This is a genomic window from Thermococcus prieurii, from assembly GCF_054657655.1.
In genome coordinates this window covers 1,182,226-1,199,757 of record NZ_BAAHYH010000002.1, presented here as the reverse complement: position 1 = coordinate 1,199,757, position 17,532 = coordinate 1,182,226, and the positions used below count along the sequence as shown (strand labels likewise).

The window sequence follows — 17,532 nt, the reverse complement described above, 5'->3', positions numbered from 1 at the left end:
GAGAAAGCACCTCCACTGAGACCGGCGTGAGTGCTGAGACGCCCACGGTCCGAGTCCCATTACGGTCGCTCCACCGGCCGAAATCCTTTTCTATTTGGTCGTTCAAACGACCAAAATAGGTGGGAACATGGTCGAGATAACGGACTATCTTTTAAAGCTCTCCGCGGAATTGCCCTCAAGATTCGAGTACGCGAGGAAGCTGAGGAAGCGCCTCCTCTTTGAAGAGCTTTCCGGTTTTGTTGATGCCTATCTCGATGGTGGTGACCCCAGAACGGTCCTCTTACCTGGCCTGAGGGGAACTGGGAAGACAACGCTCCTTGCTCAGCTCTACTTCCATACCCTCTCGCAAACGTCAGACGTGATTTACATCTCCGCAGATGAAGTCCGCCTGCTCGGTTTTTCCCTCCACGAGGTCATTGAGCGATACTTCGATGTTTTCAGACCAAAAAGGCCGGTTCTCCTGCTCGACGAGGTTCAATACGCTGAAAACTGGGATTTAACCCTTAAGGTTCTTCACGACAGGAGAAAGGCCCTGATAATTGCAACCGGTTCGTCCGCTCTAAAGCTGAGAGAGAGCCCCGACCTCGCGAGGAGGGCTATCCACGTTGACGTAAAACCCCTGAGCTTCGTTGAGTACCTCCACCTTCGCGGGAATGACGTTGAGAGGATTGGTCTCGATGCCCTCTTTGAGTTCAGAGTTGATGAACTCGAGAGGACGCTTTCCTTGGGGGCCCGCTATGCCGGTGAAGCGGGGAATTATCTAAAGCTCGGCTCACTTCCCCTGACGCTTGAGATGGATGAGCGACTGGCGTACGATGCTCTCTTCTCCCTCCTTGAACGGATAGTCTACCGTGACCTGCCGGAGTTCAGGAACTTCGACTCATCGACGCTGGATTCAGCGCTTAGGCTCTTAACCCTCCTCGCAACGCCCAAGGGAGAGCGCTTCAGCTACGAGAAGCTGTCCAAAACCCTGGGAATATCAAAGAGCACCGTCATCGAACTCGTGAGGGCTTTCGTTGCCAGCGGACTGCTCATTGAAATTCCTCCGATTGGTAGTCTTTCAAAGAAAATCCGCAGAAGTCCGAAGCTCAAGTTCTCGGCTCCCTCGCTCAGGGCGTCTCTTTTGTCCAAGTTTGAAGTGGTTGAACTCGCTCCCCTGCTTGAGGATGCCGTTGTCCTCTACCTTTCAGGGGAGGGTGTTCTTGAGTACGAACCCGGAAAAGGTGGCGCGGATTTCGTCCTCACGCGGGGCGGAAAGCGTTATGTTATCGAGGTCGGCCTTGGAAAAGCTGGCTATACTCAGGTTAAGAGGAGCATGGAGAGAACAGGGGCGGACTTCGGGATAGTCATCGGGAAAGAGTTTGAGGCTCGGGATAACCTCCTAATGATTCCTTGGTGGGCGTTCCTAAGCCTTGTTTAGTATCAAGCTGTGCCTCCACCGCGTCCCAGCTTTAAAGCGGACGTCTCTCACCGAGTAGCCCAGCTTTTCTCCCTTCTCGGCTATAACCCTTATCAGCTCCTTCTTGTCGGGCAGGAAGAGGGCCACCCTTCCGCCGGGCCGTAGGTAGTCCCTCGCTTCCTCTATCAGCCTCACCGAGAAGGCCTCGCCGTACTTCCCACCGCCAACTCCTTCTCTCTCCGTTAAAACGCCTCTCGTCGGCCTCTCGTAGTATGGCGGGGCCGAGAAGATGACGTCGAAGCGCCCTCCTTCGGGAATTATCCCCCGGATTATTCCCCCGTCGCTCTTGATTAGCCTGACCTTAGCGAGATTTCGCTCGACGTTCCTCCCCGCGTACTCGAAGAACTCATCGTCCAGCTCCGTGGCCGTTACATTGCAGTTGAAGAGCTTCTCGGCCATAAGCGCCATCATCGCGGTGTGTCCGGTTCCAATCTCCAGAACCTTCTCTCTACCCCTCAAAAACGTCTTCAGAAAGAGGTAGCGCGATATCGGGGGCGTTACGAGACCGCGCGGGTGGTATTCTATCTCCAGCCCGAAGAGGGCCTTCGCTATCGCCCTATTGTAGAGTATCCTCGCCCTCCTGTTCGAGAAGTCGAGCCTTCCGCGCTCGTCCACGTAGTTTTCCAGCTCAGGAAAGAGCTTAACCGCTTCCCTCACAGGCAGTCCGAGCTTTCCGTCCTTCCAGAGGGGCATGGAAAAAGTTGGAGGAGGAGCTTAAAAGCTCACCCCTTCGGGTTCACGAGGCGCCCCATGAAGAGTATCAGCCCGCTGTTCCTGTCCACGATGAGGAACAGGAAGGGATGGTCTGCTTTGAAGACCTTGTACTCGGGGAGTTGCCCAGGAGCCGAGGCCGCGGTCAGCACAACCGCCGTTGCCGCGGCCGCCTCGGTGCCGTTCTCGGCGACGCTTATGAACGTCTTGTGCACCACGTCGCTTATTGCTATGGGCTCCTCCGATATTCCCGAGAAGTCCGCACCATCCGTGAAGGCCTGCTTCATGCCCATCTTCACAAGGACTTTGCCCAAGTGGTAACTCCCTTCGAATTTGAACTTTGGTATGGTCACCTTGACCTCCTCGGGCTTAAGGGAGTTGAGAACGGCCTTCAGGAACCGCGGGCTGAGGTTCTCTTCTATTTCCTTCAGGCCGTTAGCGTCCTTGGGAAGGATTATCACCATGCTGAAGTTGCTGAACCTTGAGCCCTTGTAGGGCATCTCCAGAACTTGGAACGAGTCGGTCTCGGCGTAGTTGAACCTGTCAATCTGGGTCATCATCGGGACGGTTACAACCTTCCCAGTTGGGAGTGTGAACGTTCCGTTGTGCGTTCCGCTTGGACTGAAGCGGAGCGTCCAGTTGGCCTTAAAGTAGACTGCGTTGGTTATTACCAGCCTCGTGTCGGGGGTTAGTCCGCTCACGAGGTTCTTTATCTTCCCGTTAGTCTTCTCCTCCACCCACTCGTTAATCGTTCTCTCGGCGCCCCCTGGGTTTCCCTTGAAATCGAGTTCCCGCACATCGCCCAGGTAGTACTTCTTTATGACCCTAAGATAGTTCTCCTTTAGATGATAGCCCTCCTGCACCCAGAGGGCGTTGGCGATTGTGAGCTCCACTCCATAGGGTCTTTGGGCGTCAAGCAGGAGCGTTCTAAACGCCTCCCTGCGCATGGTTTCATTCTTGGGGAGGTGGAGGACCCTTGTCATCTCCCAGGCGGTTTTGCCCCTGGCGCCCTCGTAAACCATGCTCAGGGCTGTGAACACGCTGAAGGGGGATATGAGGACGTTCCCGCCGCTACCTGAGAGCTCCTTGTAAAGCCCAATGCCGAAGAGGTTGCTTGCATTGACAACGTTCATGCAATACTCGGTTTTCGTCGGGTCAAGAACGTCGTTTGCCGGTGAGTGGACTTGTTCCATGGATTCATGGGTGGTGTTTGCAATGGTCTGTGAGCTTGTCTGTTCTGCAGATGTTGGGGTAGTCTGGGTTCCCGCGATGCAGCCGGATGCAATAACAACAAAGACGAGCATAAGAACCAGAATCCTTCTCATTCTCACCACTGGATTACTTACGGCGAGAAAATATAAATACCTGACGATTGCTTCAAGCGAGTTTGAAACAAAATAGATTAAATAGATTAAAAAGTCAGCGCAGGGCGAGGTATGCCATTACCTTGGCGTCCTCGACCATGTTGTCAATCTTCGCGTATTCATTCGGCTGGTGGGCAGTTTCGTCGAGCGTCGCCCAGACGACGGCCGGAATTCCCTTCCTCCTGAAGAACGCCGCGAAGGTTCCGCCTCCTATGCCCCCTACCTTGGCTTCCTTTCCGCGTAGCTCCTTTATCGCCTCCTTCAGGAGTTTCACTATCTCGCCCTCCGGGTCCGTCGGCGGTGCCGGGTCGCCCCTCTGAAGGATTTCCACCTCGATTTCGGGGAGAACCTTCCCGTCAAGCTCCTTCCTGTGCCTCTCCTTAACTTCTTTCGCGACATCTTTGACGTCCCTGAGAATATCGTCGAGGCTGTACCTTGGCAGAACCCTGCAGTCGAAAACGACCTCGTGTTCGCCCGGGATTATGTTGGGGCTGTCGGCCGGGTTTCCTCCCATCGTTGGCTCGAAGGTGCTCTCCGGCGGGTCAAAGAGCTCGTCCTTCTCGCTGTACTTCTCGTGAAGCCTTTTGTCGAGGTTGTAGGCCAAATCGAGTGCAACGCGGTGCGCGTTCAGGCCCTTGTCCGGCATGCTCGCGTGCACCTGCTGGCCCTTGACCTTGAGCTTGAACCAGAGGATTCCCTTTTCGGCAACCTCTATGAACGTTCCGTCCTCGTTTCCGCCGTCCGGGACGAGAACGAGGTCGTCTTCCCTGAACAGCTCGGGGTGCTCCTTCATCAGCCACCCGATTCCGTACTTGCTCCCGGTTTCCTCGTCGCTGACGAAAGCCAAAATGACGGTTCTCTTCGGCCTTATCCCGAGGTTCATCATGGCCTTCACGGCGTAGAGCGAAGCAACCAAACTCTGCCCGTTGTCCTCGCTTCCGCGCCCGTAGACCCTGCCGTCCTTGACGAGCGGTTTGAAGGGCTCTGTAACGGTCCACTTGCTCAGGTCCCCCGGCGGAACGACGTCGATGTGCGTGAGAATCCAGAGCCTCTCGCTCTCCTCGCCTTTCTCGCCATAGTAATAGGCCAATATGTTCGGCCTGACCCCGTTCTTGGCCCTCTCGTCCGGGGCGTTGTAGACCTCGACCTTGTCGAAGGGCCAGTCCCTGATTATCTCAAGCAGCTTCTGGGCCTTGTCGTACTCCCCCTCGTAGCCGTAGTCGGGGCTTATGGCCGGAATCTTAATCAGCTCGACGAGCGTCTTTACCATCTCGTCCCTCAGGTCTTCAACTTCCTTCAGAACCCCTTCGAACTCCATCAGAACCACCGCCACTACTTCTCCCCGGAGCTTAAACCGGTTTCGGAGCGCTTATATACCCCACCGCCCAAACCCTACCGTCCGCAGAGGATACGGAGGTGAGTGAGTGATAGAGATAACCTTCCTCGGGAGCGGGGGCGGGAGGTTCATCACAATAACCCAGTTCCGCTCCACGGGGGGATTCCACATAAGGGCGAGCAGGAACGTTTACGTCGACCCGGGACCGGGAGCGCTCGTCAGGAGCTGGCGCTACAAGCTCGACCCGAGAAGGCTCGATGCTATCTTCGTCTCCCACAGGCACGTCGACCACTGCAACGACCTCGAGGTCATGGTCGAGGCCATGACCGGCGGTGCGCTCAAGAAGAGGGGAACGCTGATAGCCTCGAAGAGCGTCGTCTACGGTGACGAGACTCATACACCTGCGATAAGCAAGTACCACATAGAGGTCCTTGAGAGCGTCCACACGCCAGAGCCGGGCAACAAGATAGCGATAGGGGAGGAGGAGTTCCTCATAACCCCGAGCCAGCACTCGGACCCCACAACCATAGGCTTCCGCATGAAGACCGCCTACGGCGACATCTCCTACATCCCGGACACGGCCTACTTCGACGGCCTTATAGAGTGGCACGACGGGGCGAGGGTTCTCATAGCGGCGATAACCCGGCCGAGAGATATGGGAATTCCCTACCACCTCAGCACCGACGACGCCGTTGAAATGCTCAAGAGCATGGAGAAAAAGCCAGAAGTCCTGATAATGAGCCACATTGGTATGAAGATGCACTTCGCCAACCCATACAAGGAGGCAAAGTACATCGAAACGGTAACGGGCGTCAAGACCTACGTCGCCAAGGAGGGCTTCAAGGTCATGATAGACAAAAGGGAAATAGCAGTCAGGACTTTGAGGCCCGCGCGCTTCGTTTGAGCTTTTCCACTTCTTTTGCAACCGTTTTGTAGGCCAGCTCAAAGAGCTCGTCCCTTCTCTTCTCGCTCGGCCCCTCGACGACGACGCGAATCTTCGGCTCCGTCCCGCTCGGCCTGACGAGAACCCACGAGCCGTCCCTCAGCTGGAAGCGGTAGCCCGAAATCGTGAGGATTTCCTTGATTTCCTCCCCTAAGGCCTTCTCAAGCTCCTCTCTGGCCCTCTCGACGACCTTCCCCTTGAGTTCGTCCGGGCACGGGACGTTCTCCTTCCTCAGGTAATAGACAGGAATCTCCGAGACAAGCTTTGAGAGGGGGCCGTTCTCGTCAATCATCTTAATCAGGAGCGCCATCGTCACGAAGCTGTCAATCCAGTTGCCGAACCTCGGGTGCACAAGCTTCCAGGGTTCGCCGGCGAAGATGGCTCCGTATTTCTTTATGCCGTCGTGGGGCTGGCCGAGTGGGACTCTAACGACCTTTCCCCCGGCCTTTTCAACCACCTCGTCTATCCTTGAGCCGGTGTTTATCGACGTAACAACCGTTCCCCCGCCGTTTTCTTCGACGTAGTGCCTGGCGAAGAGCGCTATTACCGTGTCCTCGTCAACGTAATTACCTTTCTCGTCGAACACCGCTATCCTGTCGGCGTCGCCGTCCTGCGCTATTGCCAAATCAACGCCAAGTTCTTTAACGAGCTCCCCAAGGTAGGCGATGTTTTCATAGCGCGGTTCAGGCTTCCTCCCCGGGAAGTGGCCGTCAACGTGGGCGTTCACGCTTATCACTTTCGCCCCCATCTCGCGGAGCAGGTAGGGCGCCAAAACGCTCCCCGAGCCGTTGGCCCCGTCGTAGAGGACTTTAAGGTTCGTCTCGTGGTTCACGAAGTCGAGAACAGCTCCAATGTAGTCGTCTATAACGTCGAGGGGTTTAACCGTTTTAATCTCGTTCCACTCGGCTTTCCTGAAGTTCCCGGAGAAGACTATCTCCTCAAGCTCCCTCTCCTGTTCCACGTAGAACTCGGTCCCGTCGCCGTTGAAGACCTTTATCCCGTTGTCGGTCGGGGGGTTGTGTGAGGCTGTAATCATAACTCCCGCGTCGCCGTGCTCCCTCGTTGCCCACGCCAGAGCCGGAGTCGGAATCAAATCGGCATCTAAAACCTCCATTCCGCTCGCGAGCAGACCGCTTATCACCGCGTTCTTGAGCATGATGCTTGAGGTCCTCCCGTCCCTCGCGACGACCGCTTTTCCGCTCCTGTAGGTTCCGACGGCCATTCCGACCTTCAATGCGAGCTCGGGCGTCACCTTCTCCCAGAGCCTTCCCCGAATCCCCGCGGTGCCGAAGAGCTTCATACCACCACCGGCTTTAGTTCGCTCACGGCTTATAAACGTATATCGCCAGTCCTTTGTAGTTTACGAGCCTCATCTGTTTGGGCACGGAGTCACCGCTCAGGGGCAGAACCACGAGGGGAACACCGGTTTTTTTGCTCAGTTCGAGGATTGGTTTCATTATCTCGGGCGTTGGCCTTACGGAGTAGAGAACCACCGCGTCTTTGTAGAGCTCCAGCCTCGGTCTGAAGAGGTCGTCGCGGACCGCTTTTATGCCGGCTTTCCTCGCGTTCTCAACTGCCTTTTCGTTCCAGTCTATCGCCAGGACGTCGTAGCCGAGCTCGGTCAGCCTCAAGGCTACCTTCGTCTGGAAGCCTATGCCTAGTTCTACTGCCTTTCCCCGCGGGAAGTTCTGTGCTATGAAATCGGCGAGGGTTTCGAGCATGTTTTAGCACCGTTTCCACCTCTTAAACGTTCCTTAAAAAGGTTTGAAGCCAAAAGTTTTATACACCTACCGTGACCATATACCACTAAAGATGAATAAACTATCGTTAGTGAAAGACAGGGGGAAGTAAAATGAGGGAGGAGGAAATCATTGAGAAGCTTCAGAAGCTCGGACTCACGAAGTACGAGAGCTTAGCGTACATAACCCTTCTCAAGCTCGGCCCGAGCAAGGCCACCGACATAACCAAGGAGAGCGGAATTCCCCACACGAGGGTCTACGACGTCCTCAGCTCGCTCCACAGGAAGGGCTTCGTTGACGTTATGCACGGGACTCCGAGGCTCTACCGTCCGGTTAATCCTGAGGTCGTCCTCGAGCGCATAAAGGAGGAGTTCATCGAGGACATCGAGAAGCTCAAAGAGGCGTTCGTCGAGCTCTACAAACAGACCCACGGCCAGGAGTTGCCCGAGATATGGACGATTCTCGGCTTCGATAACACCCTTGAGAGAGTCCAGCACATAATAAGAACCGCCCGCTACGAGGTTCTAATCAACACGCCCTACGAGTTCCTCGAGCTTCTCAGACGGGACATAAAGGCCAGAAAGGACGTAATCTTTGTGATAATCACCAACCTACCCGATGAAATCCCCGACTGGCTCAAGGCGGACAACATACTCCTTGCGAGAACCGGCGGTGCCCCCTGGCTCATGGCGAGCTGGATAATCGGCGACGCGGACTACTCGATATTCTTCGGCGCGATTCCCAAGGACAAGAGGCGGGAGAAGTTCTACTCCTTCTGGGCCAAGAGCCCGAGGGCCGTCTTCCAGTACATGCACTGGTTCTACACGATTTACTTCGACAACAGCGAGGTGCTTAAGCCCATCAACTACGATGCCCTCTCAAAGCCCCTGACGCTCGTGAACGTCAGGACGCTCATCACGATACTCAGGCATGTTGGCCTTCCGAGGGAGGCCGAAATCGTTGGAAAGCTCGTCGATACGAGGGAGCCGGTGGAGCTCCACGGGAAGATTGTTGACTACGAGTACACACCGCTCGTGGCCAACGTCACAATCGAGGCTGGTGGCAACCGCTGGAAAGTCGGCGGAATAAGCAGTTACGTCGAGGACGTCGAGGGCGAGAAGTTCATACTCCTCGAGTGATGCCTATGCGCGTCCTCATACTCTCCTTCGAGTACCTGCCCGTTAAGGTCGGTGGCCTAGCGGAGGCCGTTACGAGCATAGCTGAAGGTCTAGTCGAGCTCGGCAACGAGGTAATCGTCTTCACCCCCGACCACGGGCGGAGCCTCGGCGAGCCGTTTCTCACCTTCAGGCTCTCCTTCGAGGGCAGAACCGTCGAGGTAACCGCCAGAAAGCGGGAGCAGAACGGGGTCACGGTTTACACGCTCTCAGGAGGCCTCCTCGACGCCGACGTCTATCCCGACTGGGAGACCCTCCTCAGGAAGGCCGTTCTCTTCGGCAAGGCCTCCGCCGGTCTGCTCAATCACCTTATTGAGACCTTCAGGCCGGACGTTGTCCACGCCCACGACTGGCACACTGTCTTTGCCCTCGGACTTTTGAAGAAGTACTTCTTCTCTCCCAAAACCGTTTTTACGGTTCACAGGCTTAACAAGGCCAGGATTCCCGCGGGCTACTTCCACGAGGCCAACCTGGGCGAACTCGCGCCTTATCCCGAGATAGACCCCGAGCACACCGCCTGCTACATAGCCGACGCGGTAACGACCGTTAGCAAAAGCTACCTCCTCGAGGAATGGGACTTCTTCAGGAACTTCGACGGCAAGGTGACGCACGTCTTCAACGGCATAGACTGTTCCTTCTGGAGCGAGGAACTCCTCGAGAACGCCGACAAACCAAGGGAGGCGCGGAGACGGCTAATCCTCCAACGCTTTGGTTTGAGCGACGGAAGGGCCTTCATGTTCATCGGTCGCTTCGACAGGGCCCAGAAGGGAGTTGACACGCTCCTAAGGGCGATAGAGATACTCTCCGGCGACCCATCTTTTAAGGAGATGCGCTTCATCATCGTCGGCAAGGGCGACCCGGGATTGGAGGCTTGGGCCAGGGCCGTTGAGAACCGCTTCCCGGAGAACGTCAGGGTAATCACCGACGTCCTGCCGAGGGAAACCGTCCGCGAGCTCTACGGCTCGGTGGACTTCGTGGTGATTCCGTCTTACTTCGAGCCCTTTGGATTGGTTCAGCTTGAGGCGATGTGCCTCGGGGCAGTTCCAATAGCGAGCGCCGTCGGTGGACTCAAGGACACGATAATAGACCTCAACATAGACCCTGAGAACGCCACCGGAATACTCGTCCCGCCGAGAGACGCGTTTGCCCTCGCGAGGGCCATGGTTTCGGCTAAAGAGCTCGACGAAGGGACACTCGCGAGGCTCCGCGAGAACGCCAAAAGGCGCGCGAGAAGGGACTTCACCTGGGAGAAGGCCTGTAGGCGCTACCTGCTCGTTTACAAAGGAGCAGTGGACAAGGCGATGCCCTTCCTGCTCTAACGCCAGCCGAATTCGGCTAAAAACTTCCTCTTCAGCCTTTTTATCGTCCCTGAAACTCCGAGCGTCCTGAAGATTGCCTTCGAGCCGTTTATCTCCGTCACGAGCGTTAAAGCAAACCTGAGCTCCTCGACGTGCTTCCTGTCAACCCTGACGATTCCGGTCTGGCTCTTCTCATCGAAGCGTATGAACCAGGGCTTTGCTTTAGCCGAGCCGAGGACTCCGAGCGCTGAGAGGCTCGCCTCCCAGATGGCTTTCTTGACCTCGTCCTTCCGGAAGGGCCTCTCTCCAATCAGCTGGAAGGCAATGTAGCGGTGCTTCTCGCGGAGCGTCGGGGGCAGATACTTCGGCTTCTCCCTCATAGGCATCGGACAACTTTGCCCGCCAACGTTTTTAAGGCCTGCCCTCGGGTTAGGGTTGGCGAGGGCTATGGTATGGGAGACCCCTTACTTCTCGTACGCCGTGAGAGAGTTGCCTAAAGGCTGTCAGCTCTGCGTTAGGGGTGAGAAGCTCGTCCTCTTCACCACAGGGAAGTGCCCGAGGGACTGCTTCTACTGCCCGCTGAGCCCCTGGAGGAGGGAAGATGTTGTTTACGCCAACGAAAGGCCCGTTAAGAGCGTTGATGACGTCATCGAGGAAGCGAGGATTCAGGAGGCAAAAGGCGCGGGCGTCACCGGCGGAGACCCCCTCGCGAGGCTCGACAGGACCGTTCAATACATACGCGCCCTCAAGGAGGCCTTTGGCGGGGACTTTCACGTCCACCTCTACACCACCGGCGCTTTGGCCACGAAGAAGAACCTTGAGAGGCTCTACGATGCAGGCTTAGATGAGATACGCTTCCATCCAGACCTCTTCAACCCGAACTCGAAGCTTTTCAGGGTGGAAATCGAGAACATAAAGAACGCCTTCGACTTCGACTGGGACGTCGGCGGGGAGATTCCCTCCGTCCCGGGTCAGTTCGAGAGAATGAGGTGGTACGCCGAATTCCTCGACAACCTCGGCGCGAAGTTCCTCAACGTGAACGAGCTGGAGTTCAGCGAGACCAACCTCAGAAACCTTCTCGACAGGGGGTACAGGCCGATAAGCGACGAGAGTTCCGCCATCAAGGGTTCGCTCGAACTCGGGCTTAAACTCCTCGAGTGGGGCGAAGAAAATACCTCGCTGAGCTACCATCTCTGCACCGCGAGGCTCAAGGACGCCGTCCAGCTCAGGAACAGGCTCAGGAGGATGGCGAGGAACGTGGCAAGGCCCTACATGGAAATCACCGAGGACGGAACGCTCCGCTTTGGGATTGCTGAATACAGCGACCTGGACGAGCTTTACGAGTTCCTCGTTGAGGAGGCCGAGGTTCCGGAGGAGTGGCTCTACATCAACCGCGAGAAGGGCAGAATTGAGATGCCAGAGGAGGTGGCTTTAGAGCTGGCCGAGACCATCGAAGGCGAGGTGAGGTTCTTCATCGTGGAGGAGTACCCAACCTTCGACCGGATTGAGGTCGAGAGGATTCCGTTGCCCTGAATTTCTCCTTCGTTACCCTTTTGAGTTGTTGCTTATGGGTGCGTAAGTAACTTACGGGGGCATAAGTGGTAATGGCTTCGAAAAGGTTATTTACCCCCGGAATATTAACGGCCATGCGGGTCTTTGTTAGGGACTACCTCCTCCCATGGGCGTTCATCGTCGTATTTTGGCTCGCCCTCTGGCTTCTCATCCCCCCAATGAGGGAACATCTAAACGCCGTGAACATCTTCACGGTTTTCCTCCTTCTCATTCCGTTCCTCCTCGTGGCGCTTCACTTCGTTGGTAAGACCCTTGAACGCTACGGCTATTCGCGTGAAGACATCAGAAGATTGCCCGAGATAATCGAGAAAACCCACGGCAGGCTCTACCTTCCGAAGGAGGTTTTCAATATCGTCGGCGATGCCCTTATCTTCTGGGGGCTCTTTGCGTGGGTCCTCCTGGCGACCGGAGACCCGATAATGGGACTTTTAAGCGGGGTCGCGATGTTTGCTGAAATCTTCGCCTTCTTCGTTCTTTTCGTCTCGATGGTCATTTGGGTTATTATCTTCCCCCACTCCCTTTACAGGCTCTTTACCGGGAGGGAACCCAGCAGGGACTTCCTGATTGAGGTTCCCATAAAGCAGAACCTCATCTACACGGCAATCCTCGTCGCGGTCAGGCTCATAGCGCTCCATTCAAACTACCCTGCGAGTGATGATTTAATTGGGAAGATGATTGCCTTTGGAAGAAAAACGGAGCTGGTAAGCTTGCTCCTTGAGCTTTCAGGCTTAAACTTTCTGTTCAGTATAACCGGCCTCTATGGGCCGAAGAAAAGCAGAAAACTGATGGCGCTGGCGCTGACGGTCATCGTGGCCCTTCAGCTTTGGGTTGCATGGAGGATTGTGGCGGACAAACTTTAAATATTTCGTGCATGCATGCACTTATGGGTGGTGCCGTTGGGCAAGACGATAACGATAGCGGATGACGTTTACTACGAGCTCGTCAAGATGAAGGGCAACAAGAGCTTTTCCGAGCTTTTGAGAGAGCTCATAGGCAAGAAAAAGAAGGGCAACCTTGACGTGCTGATGATTGCCTTCGGGACGAGAACCCCCGAAGAGCTTGAAGAGCTCAAAAAAGAACTGAAGGAGGTCGAAGAATGGATGGACTCCTGGACACCAGCGTGGTAATCGAGCTCTTCGGCGGGAACAGAAAGATTGTGGAAGAGCTCTATCAAGAAGGAAACAGAGAGTATCATCTACCAGTGATTGTTCTCTTTGAGCTTCACTGTGGTCACCTGAAAGAGCGGGAGGAGCTCATGCTTGAGATGATACCCAAGGTTGAGTTCGACGAAAACTCCGCAAAGGTAGCGGGAGCGATTTTCAGAGACCTCATGAAGAAGGGAAAACGACCTCCCCTGAAAGACCTTCTCATAGCTTCCACTGCCATAGCCCACAACGCAACGCTCTACACCTGCGATGAGGACTTCAAACGCTTCGAGGAGTACGGATTGAAGGTAAAAATTTTGGAAAAGTGATGCGACTGAATGGAAAAGGAAAAGCAAAAGCTCAACCAGTGTAATCGGGCTCTACGACCCTCTCAGGATTAGCTTGACCACGGGGTCGGCCAGTCTGTACTCCCCGTTCTCCTCCTCAATCCACCCCATCTTCTTCAGGTTCTTGAGAAGTTCGTACAGCCTCGGTTCTGGAGTTTTCATACCCTTCACGGCGAGGTAGTCCCTTATCAGGCTCCACCTGTTGTAGCCGAGGGCTATCGCCCGTAGAATCTCAGTGTACCTCCTGCTCCTCCTTTCAAGCTCCCCCAGCTCACCGAACAGCAGGCCCTTTGCAACGTTGAGCGTCGCCTTTATGGCTTTTTCGAAGTCTCTCGTTTCAAGGTATTTCACGCCGAAGAGGACGAGCCAGCCAGGGATTCCATCGAGTATCGAGACGGCGCGGTCTATGGCGTCTTCGTCTACATCAAGGCCAGCTTCTCTAAAGCCGGTTCTCAGGAACTCCTTTGAGGTTTTTTCGTCGAAGGGCCTAACGTAGATTTCGCCTCCAATCCTCCCGTAAAGCGGGCTCTCGTAGTCGTCTATTCCAAGAAAGTCGTGGAGCAGGCCGACTTCCGAGCCGGTCAGGATAATCCTGAGGTTCGGCAGACTGTCGTAGGTGTGGGCAAACAAAGCTAGGAGCTCCTTTCCGCCCCGTGAGCCGTAGAAGCGCAGGTATTGGGCCTCGTCAAAGGCTATTATGAACCTCCCGGTTTTCTCGCCGACTTCGTTCAGCTCCCTGAAGACCTCCCTCAGCGAGGCCTTCTCCGGTTCTATCTCAAGAAACCGGAGGTTCAGCTTTACCCTGAACCGGGCAAGGGTTCTCTGGAGCGGTCCCCTTTTCGACTGAATTTCCCTTATGAGGTCTTCCTTCGTTATGTGCCCGCTCTCGGCGTAGAGCTCCCTGCAGTCTATCAGAATCCCGGGGTTCTCGTTGAGGTAAGCTCTGAGTATCGAGCTCTTGCCGACTCTCCTTATCCCAAGAAGGAGAGTCAGCGGATACCTCTCAACGCTTTTCTCAAGCTCCTCGAACTCTTTCTCCCTGTCAAAAATCTCCTCTCTCCTCCCCTTCGGCCTGAGGTCGAACAGCACTTACGCCACCGTAAGTAACTTACGGGGGCATAAGTTATAAGGGTTTCCCTGAAATATTAGGACGCCGGCCGTTGAAAGAAACACAAATTGCGTGGAGAATTGTTTTTGGTTAGAATTGAAAAAAGAGTTTGGAAAAAGGTAAACTTCCTCACTCCACCTTCTCAATCCCTATCTTCGCCTGAACCTCGGGCCATTCGACGACGTAGCCCTTGGCCTCGCCGAAGATAACCTCGGTCGCCCTCGTCTCCTTCTTTATGTAGTCGAGGTTCTCGCTGAGCAGTTCGCGGTTCTCGTCGGTGGTCTCTATGGTGACGACGATTCTGTCGTTCACGTCCAAATCAAGGCGCTTGCGCATCTCCTGTATCCTCCTGACGAACTCCCTGGCGAGACCTTCAGCCAAAAGCTCCCTCGTGAGGGTCTTGTCCACGAAGACCCTTCCGCCCTCGAACTCCTCGCTAACGAAGAAGTCAGGCAGTTTCTCCTCGACTGTCAGGTGCTCCCTCGTGAGGTGGAAGGTCTTGCCCTCAATTTCGACGTTCATCTCGCCGGCCTCGTAGAGTTCCCTTCCGTGCTCGTTTATCCACGCTATCACGAGCTTGGCGTCGCCCTTGAACTCAGGCCCGACCTTGGCGAAGTTGGGCTTTATGATGAGCTCGCGCTCGACCTTGCCGACGACGACCTCCTTGGCGTTGAGCTGGTCGCGCAGGATTCTGTTGAGCCTCTCGACGGCCTTCTTAACAGTCTCGTCCTCGGTCTCGACGATTATCCTCCTGACAGGGTAGCGGAGCTTTATCCTGGCCCTCTGCCTGGCGCTTGAGCCCGCCTCGACTATCTTCCTTACCGCCTCCATCTCGCGCTCGAGCTCCTCGTCTATCGCGTTTTCGTCGGGCTTCGGCCAGTCGAGCATATGGACGCTTTCCACGCCGAGGAACGGCCTGAGCATGTTCTGGTATATCTCCTCGGCTATGTAGGGCGTGAACGGGGCCATTAACCTGAGGAGGACGTCGAAGACCTTCCAGACGGTGTAGTAGGAGGCCAGCTTGTCCGGGTCGTCGCCTTCAACCCACATGCGCTTCCTGATTAAGCGGACGTACCACCTGCTCAGGTCCTCGACGACGAAGTTGTAGATGGCTCTCGTCGCTTTCGTCAGCCTGAAGGTCTCTATTCCCTCTTCGACGTCCTTTATGAGCCCGTTGACCCTGCTGAGTATCCACCTGTCCTCTTCGCGGAACGGAAGCTCCTCTGGCTTGAGCTTCGTCGGGTCAAAGTTGTCGAGGCTCATGTAGGTCGCGCTGAGCACGTAGACGTTCCAGAGTATGTTAAGCATCCTCTTGACCTGAGCCAGTCCCTTCCAGCTGAAGCGCAGGTTCTCCCAGGGGTTGGTGGCCCAGAGCATGTAGAACCTGAAGGGGTCTCTGCCTTCCCTCTGGACGACCTCCTCGGGCCTTATGATGTTGCCGAGGCTCTTGCTCATCTTGTCGCCCTTTTCATCCAAGACGTAGCCGTGCATGGCCACCTTCCTGTACGGCACGGTGTCGAAGGCTATGACGCTGGCGGCCTGCTGGGAGTAGAACCACTTGGTGACCTGGTCTTCACCTTCGACTATGAAGTCAGCAGGCCAGAGCTTCTCGAAGAGCTCCTTGTTCCTTGGATAGTCGAGCGAAGCCCAGCTCGCTATACCGCTGTCAAACCAGACGTCAACGACGTCCCTGACGCGCTTCATCTCCTTGCCGTTGACCTTTATGATGAAGGCATCGACGTAGGGCCTGTGCAAATCTTCTGGGCCAAGCTTCTCCTCTATGACCTTGAGCTTCTCGTTGTAGTCCTCTGGGAGTTCAACGCGCTCACCGTCCACCTCTATCGCAACGGCGAGCTTGACAAGCTCCTCAAAGCTTCCAACGACGTATATCTCGCCGTCCTCGCTCCCCCATATCGGGAGCGGTATTCCCCAGTACCTCTGCCTGCTTATGACCCAGTCGCCCGAGTTCATGACGCCGTTGTCGTATCTAACCTTCACCCAGTCCGGATACCAGGTGACCTTCTCGTCGTTCTCCTTGATTATCTTGTCCTTTACCTTGCTGACCTTGAGGAACCACTGGTCTGTTGCCCTGAAAATCAGCGGGGTCTTACAGCGCCAGCAGTGCGGATACTTGTGCTCTATCGTTCCGGCCTTGACGAGGTAGCCCTTCTCCTTGAGGTGCTCTATTATCTCTGGGTCAGCGTCCTTGACATAGACGCCCTTCCACCTGCCCTCGGTGTAGCGACCCTGGTCGTCGACCGGGCTGTAGACCGGCAGGCCGTACTTCTGTCCGACCTCGAAGTCCTCTTCACCGTGGCCCGGCGCGGTGTGAACCAGTCCGGTACCGTCCTCAAGCGTCACGTGCTCGCCGAGGATTACGCGGTGAGCCCACTCGTACTTCTCGCGGAACTCCCTCTGTCTCGGATACTCGTCCATGAGGACGTGAACGTATCTCACTCCCTCAAGCTCCTCGCCTTTGAACTCCTCGACTATCTCGCCCTTGACTCCGACCTCGCTCAGAACGCGCTCGACGAGGGCCTTCGCGATTATCCAGTACTCCTCGCCGTTCTCTGTCTCGACCCTGACCCTCGCGTAGTCGTACTCGGGGTGAACGGTAACCGCTAGATTGGCCGGGAGCGTCCAGGGCGTTGTCGTCCAGATGAGGAGATACTCGTTCTTCTTTCCTTCAACCGGGAACTTGACGTAGATGCTTGGGTCCTTCCTGACCTTGTACTCACCGCGAACCTCGTGCTCGGCCAGAGCAGTCTCACAGCGCGGGCACCAGTGGAGAACGCGCTTGTCCTTCTCGAGGAGGCCCTTCTCCCATGCTTTCTTCAGGGTAAACCAGCCCGATTCGATGTACTCGTTCTTTATCGTCATGTAAGGGTTGTCCCAGTCCATCCAGATTCCGAGCATCTTGAACTGCTCGGTCATTATCTTCAGGTTGTTGAGGGCGAACTCCTTGCACTTCTTGATGAAGTTGTCAACGCCTATCTCGGTCTCGATGTCCTTCTTGGTCTTAAGGCCGAGGGCCTGCTCGACCTTGACCTCTATCGGCAGGCCGTGCATGTCGAAGCCCGGCTGTCTGCGAACGTTGTAGCCCTGCATAGTCCTGAAGCGGATTATCATGTCCTTGATTATCTTGTTCCAGGCCGTTCCAAGGTGTATTGCACCGCTGACATACGGCGGTCCGTCGAGGAAGTAGTACTTCGGGCCGTTCGCCCTGCTGGCCTTTACCTTCTCGTAGGTGTCGTTCTCCTTCCAAAAGGCCTCTATCTTCTCCTCCAGCTTGCCCGGGTTGTATTCCCTAAACTCCGGCTCCTTAATCATCCCAG

17 protein-coding genes are annotated in these 17,532 nt (G+C 55.6%); 9 read left to right on the top strand and 8 right to left on the bottom strand.

Annotated elements, in window-relative coordinates; translation table 11 throughout:
• Positions 1-127 precede the first annotated feature (127 nt).
• Positions 128-1,420: an ATP-binding protein gene (locus ACYQ04_RS09890; RefSeq protein WP_460129199.1), complete on the top strand. Its 1,293-nt coding sequence runs from the start codon at positions 128-130 to the stop codon at positions 1,418-1,420.
• On the opposite strand, the gene ACYQ04_RS09885 is transcribed toward ACYQ04_RS09890, so the two are convergent.
• Positions 1,406-2,152: an RlmF-related methyltransferase gene (locus ACYQ04_RS09885; protein ID WP_460129197.1), complete on the bottom strand. Its 747-nt coding sequence runs from the start codon at positions 2,150-2,152 to the stop codon at positions 1,406-1,408. The genes ACYQ04_RS09890 and ACYQ04_RS09885 overlap by 15 nt on opposite strands.
• A gap of 29 nt (positions 2,153-2,181) precedes the next feature.
• Positions 2,182-3,303: a serpin family protein gene (locus ACYQ04_RS09880; protein WP_460129195.1), complete on the bottom strand. Its 1,122-nt coding sequence runs from the start codon at positions 3,301-3,303 to the stop codon at positions 2,182-2,184.
• Positions 3,304-3,376: 73 nt separating this feature from the next.
• Between ACYQ04_RS09880 and ACYQ04_RS09875 the strand changes: the two genes are divergently transcribed.
• A complete protein-coding gene (locus ACYQ04_RS09875; protein ID WP_460129193.1) occupies positions 3,377-3,571 on the top strand; it encodes a hypothetical protein in 195 nt (64 codons plus the stop codon).
• Positions 3,572-3,589: 18 nt separating this feature from the next.
• On the opposite strand, the gene ACYQ04_RS09870 is transcribed toward ACYQ04_RS09875, so the two are convergent.
• Positions 3,590-4,852, bottom strand: coding sequence for a M20 family metallo-hydrolase (locus ACYQ04_RS09870; RefSeq protein ID WP_460130155.1), 1,263 nt, complete (start codon positions 4,850-4,852; stop codon positions 3,590-3,592).
• Between the two features lie 106 nt (positions 4,853-4,958).
• Here ACYQ04_RS09870 and ACYQ04_RS09865 point away from each other — a divergent pair, with 106 nt between their 5' ends.
• Positions 4,959-5,774, top strand: coding sequence for an MBL fold metallo-hydrolase (locus ACYQ04_RS09865; RefSeq protein ID WP_099209577.1), 816 nt, complete (start codon positions 4,959-4,961; stop codon positions 5,772-5,774).
• On the opposite strand, the gene glmM is transcribed toward ACYQ04_RS09865, so the two are convergent.
• Positions 5,743-7,113 carry a phosphoglucosamine mutase gene (gene glmM, locus ACYQ04_RS09860; RefSeq protein ID WP_460129191.1) on the bottom strand — a complete coding sequence of 457 codons (1,371 nt, stop codon included), beginning with the start codon at positions 7,111-7,113 and terminating at the stop codon, positions 5,743-5,745. The genes ACYQ04_RS09865 and glmM overlap by 32 nt on opposite strands.
• Before the next feature lie 22 nt (positions 7,114-7,135).
• The gene (locus ACYQ04_RS09855; protein WP_460129189.1) at positions 7,136-7,534 is read right to left on the bottom strand and encodes a UPF0146 family protein; all 399 of its coding nucleotides are present in this window, start codon (positions 7,532-7,534) and stop codon (positions 7,136-7,138) included.
• A 131-nt stretch (positions 7,535-7,665) separates the two neighbouring features.
• Here ACYQ04_RS09855 and ACYQ04_RS09850 point away from each other — a divergent pair, with 131 nt between their 5' ends.
• Positions 7,666-8,691, top strand: a complete 1,026-nt coding sequence (locus tag ACYQ04_RS09850; protein WP_460129187.1) for a TrmB family transcriptional regulator — start codon at positions 7,666-7,668, stop codon at positions 8,689-8,691.
• 5 nt (positions 8,692-8,696) lie between these two features.
• Complete coding sequence (locus ACYQ04_RS09845) at positions 8,697-10,046, top strand: glycogen/starch synthase (RefSeq protein ID WP_460130153.1); 1,350 nt, start codon at positions 8,697-8,699, stop codon at positions 10,044-10,046.
• Here ACYQ04_RS09845 and ACYQ04_RS09840 read toward each other — a convergent pair.
• A complete protein-coding gene (locus ACYQ04_RS09840) occupies positions 10,043-10,405 on the bottom strand; it encodes a ribonuclease P protein component 2 (protein WP_042693248.1) in 363 nt (120 codons plus the stop codon). The two genes, ACYQ04_RS09845 and ACYQ04_RS09840, sit on opposite strands and share 4 nt — an antisense overlap.
• A 67-nt stretch (positions 10,406-10,472) precedes the next feature.
• Between ACYQ04_RS09840 and ACYQ04_RS09835 the strand changes: the two genes are divergently transcribed.
• The 4 genes from ACYQ04_RS09835 (at position 10,473) to ACYQ04_RS09820 (ending at position 13,071) form a co-directional block, all read left to right on the top strand.
• Entirely contained in the window at positions 10,473-11,558 is a 1,086-nt protein-coding gene (locus ACYQ04_RS09835) for a radical SAM protein (RefSeq protein ID WP_460130152.1), read from the top strand.
• 113 nt (positions 11,559-11,671) lie between these two features.
• Positions 11,672-12,457 carry a hypothetical protein gene (locus tag ACYQ04_RS09830; protein ID WP_460129186.1) on the top strand — a complete coding sequence of 262 codons (786 nt, stop codon included), beginning with the start codon at positions 11,672-11,674 and terminating at the stop codon, positions 12,455-12,457.
• Between the two features lie 36 nt (positions 12,458-12,493).
• On the top strand, positions 12,494-12,724 hold the full coding sequence (locus ACYQ04_RS09825) for an antitoxin VapB family protein (RefSeq protein WP_167729145.1): 231 nt from the start codon (positions 12,494-12,496) through the stop codon (positions 12,722-12,724).
• Positions 12,694-13,071 (top strand): type II toxin-antitoxin system VapC family toxin, encoded by a 378-nt coding sequence (locus ACYQ04_RS09820; protein ID WP_460129184.1) that lies wholly within the window; start codon positions 12,694-12,696, stop codon positions 13,069-13,071. Before ACYQ04_RS09825 ends, ACYQ04_RS09820 begins: the two co-directional genes overlap by 31 nt.
• 51 nt (positions 13,072-13,122) lie before the next feature.
• Here the strand turns inward: ACYQ04_RS09820 and ACYQ04_RS09815 are convergent, their stop codons facing one another.
• Together ACYQ04_RS09815 and ileS are read right to left on the bottom strand one after the other, a co-directional pair.
• Complete coding sequence (locus ACYQ04_RS09815) at positions 13,123-14,178, bottom strand: AAA family ATPase (protein ID WP_460129182.1); 1,056 nt, start codon at positions 14,176-14,178, stop codon at positions 13,123-13,125.
• Positions 14,179-14,326: 148 nt separating this feature from the next.
• Entirely contained in the window at positions 14,327-17,527 is a 3,201-nt protein-coding gene (gene ileS / locus ACYQ04_RS09810; protein ID WP_460129180.1) for an isoleucine--tRNA ligase, read from the bottom strand.
• Between the last annotated feature and the right edge of the window lie 5 nt (positions 17,528-17,532).